1 protein-coding gene is annotated in these 12388 nt (G+C 36.6%); it reads left to right on the top strand.

The features are described 5' to 3' along the window. Positions 1–97 precede the first annotated feature (97 nt). The coding region (locus tag ACKI44_RS02470) for a right-handed parallel beta-helix repeat-containing protein (protein ID WP_407421226.1) at positions 98–12388 on the top strand (12291 nt) is incomplete at its 3' end.

The following is a 12388-nucleotide window of genomic DNA, read 5'->3' as shown; positions in this document are numbered from 1 at the left end:
TATTTACATATACTATAATTATAATGGATAAGAATTATCGCCTATAATTTTTATTCGCATTTTATAAATTAACTGGATCAGGGGGTGAAAATCGAAAATGAAAGGCAAGACGTTTATTGTGATAATGGCTATATTTATTATTCTGTGCTCAATTCAAGCGACAAGCGCATTTGAAGATAACAATTTAACTCAAAGTGATGTTTTAACTGTTGAAAATATTCAAGTTACAGATGTTATACCTAATCATGATTTAAATCAATCCGCCAATCAGTCCCTTCAAGCTTCACATAATCAAAGCTCAGATGTTTCAAAGGCATCTTCTCAAAGCTCTGATGATTTATTGAAGATTGGTGTCAGTAGTGAAGATATTTTGGGAGCGGTTCATACTCCAGGTATCTTCATTTATGGTTATGATTACGATCCTGACAACGTAGATAAAGATGAAGTGCCTCTAAAAAGGTTTTTCGAGGCTGTTTACTGGGGAATAAGGGATTATGTGAAAGATCACGGTAATTCTCCTAAGGAATGGGATGTTTTCTTATGTAACAAAACATTCACTGGAGGTTACGGTGATGCTGGTGTAGGTACAATCGAAACTGGTTATCTCTCTCCAACCGGATCTCGTGTTCGTTATCTGACTTTCAATGGTATGAATTATAACCAGAATGTTGCGTTAACTATCCATTTATATGGTGGTTATACTAAAGACGATGGGCTGACTTCAACATTGGATTTAACAAATTATGGTGCAGACTGCGCAATTATTGACTTTAGTACTGCAGATTCTTCAATCACAGGTATTAATTTCAAGAATTTCAATGTTTATGATCACTCAGCTACTGAGCAACCGGGTTCAACCGTTCCGTTCATCAAGTTAGGTGATGCAAGTAATCCTCGTGACATGCCTGAGGCTTTAATCAAAAACTGTACATTTGAAAATATTACACTCAATCCAAAACAGCCTTTATATGAGGTTGGTCAAGTTGGTGAGCTGTCCTATTATTATGATACTTCATCATTGGACAGGTTTTTCAAATTTGTCTTTTGGGGAATTCAGGAAAGAATGGAAACCAGCCTTAAGAGTGGAAAAGCACCAATTACCGAATGGAATGTTTACCTGAACAATCAGACATTCACGGGCGGATATGGTGATGCTGGTGTAGGTACAATAAATACCGGTTATGTTACATGGAGTGACGATACACGTGCCACATATCTGACATTCAGGAATTACTTCAAAAATAGGTGGGGTAAAGATTTAAATGTAACTATCCATTTATATGGTGGATATGAAAAAGACGACGGATTAACATCAACTTTAGACTTAACAGACTATGGAGCTTCCCATATACTTATGGATTTAAGTGGTGGCTCTTCTTCAATCACAGGTTTAAATATCATTAATTTCAATGCTTTAGATCATTTCAATACTGATAGGGAAGATACTTCAATGCCGTTCATATTCTTCGGTGATGAAAAAATATCAAATTATCAGTCAAATGTAATAAATTGTACTTTCCAAAATATCACATTAAATCCTAAACAGCCTATTTTAAGGATGGCATTTGTTGCTGATTCTCAGGACAGTTCCAATAAAGTATATTCTGGAGGTCTTGTTGAAAACTGTACATTCAGAGGCAATAATGCATCTCAGATGATGGCTATAAGCGGTCCGATACTGGACAGCAATCATAGTGATTGGGGACCAATTTTCTATGGGTTTAGGGCAAATAACAACTTATTTGAAAATAATGTAGGTAGACAGGAATTCGATTCAAATGTAAGGTCATTAGGTTTCTGTATAAAAGTCTGGAACGAAGCATTCAATGCAAGTTTTGATAACAACCGTTTCATAAACAATACCAATGCAGTGCACGGTGCAGCTTACTGTATTATTGGTTTCAATGCAACTATTACCAATAACTACATTGACAGTAATGAAGCCGTATTCGGTGCAGGTATCGAAGCTCACAATGGTAACATTACCATTAAAGACTGTATCTTCGTTAACAACGTTGCAAAAGGTAATCATTCTCAGCATCCATATAGGGATGGCAGTGGTGCAGCTATTGCACTTTTGGGAACTAACAACCTTATTGAAAACTGTACTTTTATTAACAACACTGCATATGGTCACGCCGGTGCTATTGATATTGTAGGTGGTACTAAAGTATTGCCTGACGGTACTTCTTACTATTTAGTCGCTAACAACACTGTAATTAAGGATTCAAGATTCTATGAAAATCTTGCGCTTGATTATGCGGGCGGTGTACATATTAACGGTACGAATACTGTTATTGACAATTCTACTTTCTTCTACAATAATGCGTCACATGCCGGTGCAGTTAAATTAATCGGTGAAAACACTACTATAGTAAACTCTTCATTTACAGCCAACAATGCTATAGAAGGTGGTGCTGTATATCTTGAAGGTAATTACTCAAAAATTATTGATTCCACATTCGCCTACAATAATGCAACACACGATTTAGATAAAGTATGGGCTAATGCCTCTATGATTGCTGCGGGTGGTGCAATATACCTTGTAGGTAGTTATGCTAATGTAACGAACAATACATTTACTGCTAACTCTGCAGTAGGTAAATATACTGATAGTGGTGTTGAAGGTTTAGGTGGTGCTATTTATATTGATGGTCAAAACCTTACTTTCCATAAAGATGATTTCATTGATAATGTGGCTGTATTAGGTGGTGGAGTATTCATTGATGGTGATACCATTTCTGCTACTGTAATGAACTTTACTAGAAACAGGGCTGTTAAAGGTGGAGCTGTTTATGTTGAAGGTAATCATATTATAATTGATGATTCAAGTGCTTCAGATAACGCTGCTATTCAAGGTGGTGCTGTATACATTGAAGGTACTAATACAACAATTACTAATTCAGAATTTACACTCAACAATGCAACAAACATAATAGATGGTCTAGATACAAGTGCTACAGGCAGTCTTGAAATAAGTGGTGGTGCTATAGATATTATAGGATCTCAAACTAATATTACTGATTGTACATTTAGCAACAACACTGCATTAGGTATAAATAACTTAAGTTACGGTGGTGCTATAGCAGTACACGGATATGACACTTCACTTACCGAATCCGACTTCCACTATAATGAAGCGATTCTCGGCGGTGCACTGTACTTCGACGGTACTGTTGAAGATGTAGAAAATACAAACTTTACTCACAACAATGCTATACGCGGTGGAGCTGTTTATATTGCAAACTCAGACGCAGTATTCAATCATACTCTGTTCCATAACAACTCTGCAACCCACGATTTAAGATTCAATTTAAATTCTCAGGAATTAAAAGAATTGACTACTATGGGTGGAGCTGTTCACATACCGGGTAACAGTATTTATGTAACCAACTCTGAATTTATTAACAACACTGCTTATGGTGTTTTTGAAAAAGGTGGTCTCGGAGGAGCTATTGCTGTTAATGGTTCTAACGATTACATTGTAAATTCCACATTTGAAGATAACCAGGCTATTAAAGGAGGAGCTTTCTACTTAGAAGGTGATAATACTAACATTATCGATTCCAACTTTACTAAAAACTATGCTATTAAAGGAGGAGTAGGTTTCATCGACGGGTCACAAAGTTTGGTTAAAGGCTCAATATTCGAGGAAAACCAGGCAACACACGACGGCTTAAGATACAGCTTAAATGAAAATTTAACTAAAATGCCTACAACTGCAGGTGCAATTCACATTGTTGGTGAAAATATTAATATTACTTTAAGTAATTTCACTAATAACGATGCTGTTGCAACAAATCCGACTAACAGTATTGGTGCTGGTGCAGTTTATGTAGAAGGTAACAATGCTTCAATTACAGAATGTAACTTTGATTCAAATACCGCTATTAAAGGTGGGGCAATATTTATCGTAGTTAACAATACCGATGTTATAGATTGTAACTTCACCGGAAATTCCGTAACAAACTTCACATATATGGAAGGTTTAGGTGGGGCAATTTATCTAGAAAACGCAACAGATTCTGATTTCATCAGATGCAACTTCATTAACAATATCGCATCCATCAATGGTGGTGCAATCAATTGGTTTGAAGGTTGTGTTGACGGTCAAATTTCAGAATGTACATTCATAAATAACTCTGCTGCTTCTAATGCAGGTGCTATTTTCTGGTTTGGCGAAGGAGGAATTATTAAAGATTCAAATTTCACAAACAATAGTGCTAACGGAACTTCCCAATCTATGATGGGTAACGCCGGAGACGGTGGTGCTATCATGTGGACAGGTTCTAACGGCAAATTGGATAACTGTACATTTGAAGATAATTACGCAAAAGACCGTGGTGGTGCTGTGTTCTTACGTGGTGTCGCAGGTCGTGCTGATTGTAACAATAATACCTTTGTTGATTCCAAATTTATAAATAACACTGCTGATGTTAACGGTGGAGCTGTTACATGGGATGAAGGTGCTACTGACGGCAAAATAGAAAATTCATTATTTGAAGACAATTCTGCTAAAGCTAACGGTGGTGCTGTATTCTGGTATGGTCGTTCAGGTACTATCCAAAGTTCAAACTTCACTAATAACCGCGCTAACGGTACTGCTCAAGGTACTTACGGCGAATCCGGTATGGGTGGAGCTGTAATCTGGACAGGTTCTGACGGTATTGTAGATGATTGTATATTTGAAAACAATTATGCAGCTAAAAACGGTGGAGCAGTTTACTTAAGAGATCTGGACACTGGTCACTGTAATAATACTACTTTCTCCAATTCCAAGTTCATCAAGAACACCGCTGGTGTTAACGGTGGTGCTGTTGATTGGAATAAAGGCGCAACCAACGGTAAAATTGAAAACTCTACATTTATAGAGAATTCTGCTAAGGCTAATGGTGGTGCTGTATTCTGGTATGGTGTAAATGGTACTATTAAAGGATCAAACTTCACTGACAACCGCGCTAACGGTACCGTTCCTGGTACTTATGGTGATTCCGGTATGGGTGGAGCTGTAATCTGGACTGGTTCCAATGGTACTGTGGATGATTGTTTATTTGAAAACAATTTCGCTGCCAAAAACGGTGGTGCAGTATATTTAAGAAACTTAACTGCTAATGACTGTGATAATAACGTATTTACCAATTCCAAGTTCATCAATAACACTGCTGGTGTTAACGGTGGTGCTATCGACTGGCATCAGGGCGCAACCAACGGTAGAATTGAAGATTCAGTATTTGAAAACAATTCTGCTAAAGCTAATGGTGGTGCTGTATTCTGGTATGGTGAAAAAGGTACAATCCAAAGTTCCAACTTCACTGGTAACCGCGCTAACGGTACTGCTCAAGGTACTTATGGTGATTCTGGTATGGGTGGAGCTGTTATTTGGACTGGTTCCAATGGTACTGTGGATGATTGTTTATTTGAAAACAATTATGCTGCCAAAAACGGTGGTGCAGTTTATCTAAGAAACATTACTGCTAATGACTGTGATAATAACGTATTTACCAATTCCAAGTTTATCAACAATACTGCTGGTGTTAACGGTGGTGCCGTTAACTGGCATAAAGGTGCAACCAACGGTAGAATTGAAGATTCAGTATTTGAAAACAATTCTGCTAAAGCTAATGGTGGTGCTGTATTCTGGTATGGGGATGTTGGTTCAATAAAAGGTTCTAATTTCACCAGTAATCGTGCTAACGGTACTGCTCAAGGTACTTATGGCGAATCTGGTATGGGTGGAGCTGTAATTTGGACCGGATCAAACGGTATAGTTGATGACTGTATCTTTGAAGATAACTATGCTGCCAAAAATGGTGGTGCAGTTTACTTAAGAGATTTAGAGACCAATCATTGTGATAATACTACTTTCTCCAATTCCAAGTTCATCAATAACACTGCTGGTGTTAACGGTGGTGCTGTTGACTGGCATGAAGGTGCTGCAAACGGTAGAATTGAAAACTCTACATTTATAGACAATTCTGCTAAAGCTAACGGTGGTGCTGTATTCTGGTATGGTGAAAACGGTACAATCCAAAGTTCAAACTTCACTAATAACCGTGCTAACGGTACTGCTCAAGGTACTTATGGTGATTCTGGTATGGGTGGAGCTGTAATTTGGACTGGTTCCAACGGTACTGTAGATGACTGTATATTTGAAAACAACTATGCAGAAGCTAACGGTGGTGCAGTTTATTTAAGAAACTTAACTGCTAATGACTGTGATAATAACGTATTTACCAATTCCAAGTTCTTCAATAACACTGCTGGTGTTAACGGTGGTGCAATTGATTGGCATAAAGGTGCAACCAACGGTAGAATTGAGGATTCAGTATTTGAAGACAATTCTGCTAAGGCTAATGGTGGTGCTGTATTCTGGTATGGTGAAAAAGGTTTAATTAAAGGTTCTAACTTCACCAGTAATCGTGCTAATGGTACCGCTCCTGGTACTTATGGTGATTCTGGTATGGGTGGAGCTGTTATTTGGACAGGTTCTCACGGTTTGGTTGATGACTGTATCTTTGAAGATAACCATGCTGCTAATAGTGGTGGTGCGGTTTACTTAAGAGATTTGGATTCAGGTAACTGTGATAATACTACTTTCTCCAATTCCAAGTTCTTCAATAACACTGCTGATGTTAATGGTGGTGCGGTTGATTGGAACAAAGGTGCAACCAATGGTAAAATCGAAAATTCAGTATTTGAAGACAATTCTGCTAAGGCTAACGGTGGTGCAGTATTCTGGTATGGTGAAAAAGGTACAATACAAAGCTCTAACTTTACAGGTAACCGCGCTAACGGTACCGCTCCAGGTACTTATGGAAATTCAGGTTGCGGTGGAGCTATCATCTGGACTGGTTCCGATGGTACTGTAGACGATTCCATATTCGAAAACAACTCAGCTGCTGATAGCGGTGGTGCTGTATACTTACGTAGTATCGGTACAACTCAATGCAGAAAAACAGCATTTACAAATTCCAAATTCTTCAATAACACAGCTGTAAATGACGGAGGTGCTATTGACTGGGGTGAAGGTGCTGTTAATGGTAGGATTGCAAGTTCAACATTTGACAACAACTCCGCCGGTAAAAACGGTGGTGCTGTATCATGGACTGGTCACGTAGGTAGGATTACTGATTCCAACTTCACATATAACACTGCTGATAAAGGTGGTGCTGTATCATGGTCCGGAATTTCAGGAACTATTTCAGGTTCCAGATTCATTTCAAATAATGCTACAAACGGTGGTGCAATCTATTTACAAAACTGTACTCACGATGATTTAATATCCGTAACTATTACAAATTCATACTTCGAAAATAACACTGCTATAGAAGATGGAGGTGCAATCAACTGGCATGAAGGTTCTGTTGTAAGTATTGGAGGTACATTCGTACGCAACACTGCAAATCGTGGTGGAGCAATATTTACCAACGGTACTGATGGTGATGTAAGGCCATCTACATTCATATATAATGAAGCTATTCAAGGTGGTGCTGCATATATCAACAACGATGAGTTAACAATTTCAACTTCAGATTTCACTTACAACAATGCAATTGAAGGTGGTGCAGCATATATTGCCGGTAAAAATAATAAGATTACCGGATCCAACTTTAATTTCAACAATGCGACTTACGATTTAAGATTAAATACTCAAGGAACAAATAAGAAAACTAAAGGTGGAGCTGTTTATATTAGTGGTCAAAGCAATGTCGTAGAAGGTTCAAACTTCTATAAAAACCATGCGGTACCTACTAATGAATCAACTGAAATCGTTCAAACTACTCCTGGTCTTTTAGGTGCTTACCTGGATATCACAGGTGTTGATGATGACGGTTTAGGTGGAGCAATTTATGTTGACGGAAACAATAACAAAATCAACTCAAATACATTCAATGACAACACAGCTCGTAACGGATCTGCAATATATAACGACGCATCAGGCACATCATTCAATAATGGCTTATTCATTAAGAATCAGGCATGGTCATACATATTGGAAGTAAATGCTACTCCGGAAAAAGCATACTATGGAGACAACGTTTCCATCAATGTTTACAACTATGTTGCTGGAGATAACCTATTGAACGCTATCTACAATGCTAGGGGCGTCAATGACGTTACATTCAATAATGTGGGCTATATTATTGACGATGATGAATCTAAAATTGAAAGAACACCTGCAACTAATACACATCCTGTTTTAGGTGCTACAGAAGGCAAATTATATCAAGATTCACGTGAAAGATATCAGCCAATGGTAGTTGAGGTATATAAAGGCCGCACATTCGCTGAGGCTAAACTAATCGATAATAGAACTGTCTTAACTGACCTGTATGGTAACAACACATTCGATCTTGTGGGATTAACTCCTGGAAACTATTCCATATTGGCTTACCACCCAGAAGATAGAAACTACAAATGGATTATTACTCAAAACATATTCCAGGTTGAACCAATCGTTGATATTAATGTCACAAAAAGTGTTTCAGATAGCATTGTCCTTTTAGGTGATGAAATTACTTTCACAATTGCAGTAAGTAATGCTAAAAACGCAACAAATGCAACAAACGTAACTGTTAAAGATATACTTCCGCAAGGATTAAACTTAACTGGTGTGGTTGCTTCAAATGGAGTATATAACACTACAACAAACACATGGACTATTGCTAACTTGGCAAATGGTACCAGCGAAACATTAACTTTAGTATTCAAGACTTTAAAAGTTGGTGTATTCAACAATACCGTAAACGCTTCATGTGTTGAAAAAGAATGGAATTATACAAACAATAATTTCACAGTTCCTTACGAAGTAGTTATAATCAATTTAACAATCAATAAGACTGTAGTCAATAACAGAACATTCTATGTTAACGAAGACATTACTTTCGTAGTTAACGTAACAAACAATGCTAAATTGAACGCAACAAAAGTTGTTGTAAACGATTTAGTTCCTGAAGGATTCAAATTTGTTTCATCCAATGCTTCTGGATATGACCCAGCAAAAGGTATATTAAACATAGGCGTATTAAAACCGGGTGAATCCTACGCATTTAATCTTACATTAAAAGCGATTACAAACGGAACATTAACAAATCATGCTAATGCAAGTTGTAAGGAAAATAAAACGCCTGTTTTCGATAACGCCAGTGTTTATGTAAAACCGGTTGTTATATTGAACGTTACTAAGATTGCAGACAAGGAAATCTATGGTGTTGGAGATATTGTTACATTTACAATTTCAATAACAAATAACGGTCCGTCCAATGCGACTAAAGTCTTTGTAAATGATACTTTACCGGATGGCTTAACCTTGTTTGACGGTAGCTTGATTCGGACTATTCCATTCCTTGGAGTAAATGAGACTGTTAATGTTACTGTTAAGGCTAAGACAACTAGGAAAGGTAACTTTACCAATGTGGTAACCGTAAATTGTTATGAAAACAGTACTAATAAATCCGCTAACGTGACTGTATTTGTTTACTTACCGGAGCTTGTGATTAACAAGACTGTGGATAACAGTTCAGTTTTAGTTAATGATTTAGTCAACTTTACTGTTGTCATCAAGAATATTGGTATTGTTCGTGCTACTAACGTTAATATTACTGATGATTTAGTGAGTGCATTTGAAATTGTCAAAGTTGGAGGTAATTACACTAGAAATAATCAATTGATCGTTTGGGATGTTGGTGAATTGGCTGTTAACGAAACCTATACTACTTGGGTTCAGGTTAGAGTTAAAACCAATGGAACATTTGATAATATTGCTAGTGCTAATTGTACTGAAAACACAACTGTTGTTAAGGATAATGACACTGTTACTGCTAGATATGATGTTGTTTTAAACGTTACTAAAGTTGCAGACAAAGTAATCTATGGTGTTGGTGATATTGTTGAATTTACAATTTCAATTACTAATGTTGGTAAGTCTAATGCTACTAACGTTTCTGTTGTAGATGCTCTTCCTGCTGGTTTAAGTCTTTATGAAGGTAGCTTAACTCAGATTATTCCGTTCTTAGGAGCTAATAAGACTGTTAATGTTACTATTAAGGCTAAGACTACCAGAATAGGTAACTTCACTAATGTGGTAACTGTTAACTGTTATGAAAACAGTACTAATAAATCCGCTAACGTGACTGTATTTGTTTACATGCCAGAGCTTGTGATTAACAAGACTGCAGATAATAATTCAGTTTTAGTTAATGATTTAGTCAACTTTACTGTTGTCATCAAGAATATTGGTATTGTTCGTGCTACTAACGTTAATATTGCTGATGAGTTAGTGAATGCATTTGAAATTGTCAAAGTTGGAGGTAATTACACTAGAAATAATCAATTAATCGTTTGGAACATTAAGGAATTGGCTGCTAATGAAACCTACACTGCTTGGGTTCAAGTTAGGGTTAAAACCAATGGTACTTTCGATAACGTTGCTAGTGCTAATTGTACTGAAAACACAACTGTTGTTAAGGACAATGACACTGTTACTGCTAGATATGAAGTCGTTTTAAACATTACTAAAGTCGTTGATTATGATGATACTATTATTGGGGATATAGTGACTTTCACTATCGTTGTTACTAATAATGGTCCGTCCAACGCTACTAAAGTAAATATTACAGACGTATTACCTGACGGTTTAACTTTAGTTGCAGGTGATTTAAACCATGTTGTAAATCTTTTAGAACCTGGCGCTAATTACACATTCACAGTTAAAGCTATGACCACAAGGTTAGGTAACTTCACAAATGTTGTATCTGTAAACTGTTATGAAAACGATACTGTTAAAACTGATAATGCTACTGTTGAAGTATTCTTAACCGATATTAAGATTAATAAAACCGCTGACGTACATTCCGTGCTCGTCAATGATTTAGTTAACTTTACTATCGTTATTCGTGATCATGGTGGTCTTCGTGCTACTAATGTCACAATCTATGATACTTTATTGGACGCATTCGAGTTTGTTGCAGCTGGCGGTAATTACACACGTGATGGTCAAAAAATCGTTTGGAATGTCGGTACTTTAATTCCTGAGCAGAATTACACTACTTGGGTTCAAGTTAAAGTTATTAAAAACGGTACATTTGATAACGTTGCTTATGTAAACTGTACTGAGGAACCAAGACTCCAAGACGATAAAGACACTGTTACTGCTGTATATGACGTTGTTTTAAACGTTACTAAAGTTGCTGACGGTGAAATTTACGGTGTCGGTGATATTGTTGAGTTTACAATTACAATTACTAATGTTGGTAAGTCTAACGCTACTAACGTTTCCGTTGTAGATGCTCTTCCTGCTGGTTTAGAGCTTTATGAAGGTAATTTAAAACAAATTATTCCGTTCTTAGGAATTAATGAAACTGTTAAGATTACTGTTAAGGCTAAGACCACGAGAAAAGGTAACTTTACTAATGTTGTGACTGTAAATTGTTATGAAAACAGTACTAACAAATCTGCTAATGATACTATTGAAGTATTCTTACCAGAGCTTGCAATCAACAAGACTGCTGATGTTAATTCAGTTTTAGTTAATGATTTAGTCAACTTTACTGTTGTCATTAAGAATAACGGTATTGTTCGCGCTACTGACGTTATTATTGCTGATGAGTTAAATAATGCATTTGAAATTGTCAATGTTGGAGGTAATTACACTAGGGATGGTCAAAAAATCGTTTGGAACATTAAGGAATTGGCTGCTAACGAAACCTACACTACTTGGGTTCAGGTTAGAGTTAAAACCAATGGTACTTTCGACAACATTGCTAGTGCAAATTGTACTGAAAACACAACTGTTGTTAAGGATAATGACACTGTTACTGCTGTATATGACGTTGTTTTAAACGTTACTAAAGTTGCTGACGGTGAAATTTACGGTGTTGGTGATATTGTTGAGTTTACAATTACAATTACTAATGTTGGTAAATCCAATGCTACTAACGTTTCCGTTGTAGATGCTCTTCCTGCTGGTTTACAATTAACTGATGGTAATTTAACACAAATTATTCCGTTCTTAGGAGCTGGCAAATCTGTGAACGTTACTGTTAAAGCTAGAACCACTGTGAAAGGTAACTTTACTAATGTTGTGACTGTAAATTGTTATGAAAACAGTACTAACAAATCTGCTAATGATACTATTGAAGTATTCTTACCAGAGCTTTCAATCAACAAGACTGCTGATAATAATTCAGTTTTAGTTAATGATTTAGTCAACTTTACTGTTGTTATTAAAAATAACGGTATTGTTCGTGCTACTAACGTTAATATTACTGATGAGCTAAATAATGCATTTGAAATTGTCAATGTTGGAGGTAATTACACTAGAAATAATCAATTGATCGTTTGGAACATTAAGGAATTGGCTGCTAATGAAACCTACACTACTTGGGTT

It is taken from the genome of Methanobrevibacter sp., from assembly GCF_045646205.1.
GTDB lineage: Archaea > Methanobacteriota > Methanobacteria > Methanobacteriales > Methanobacteriaceae > Methanocatella.
The sequence above is the reverse complement of the archived record's forward strand: the minus strand, read 5'-3'. Positions and strand labels throughout refer to the sequence as shown.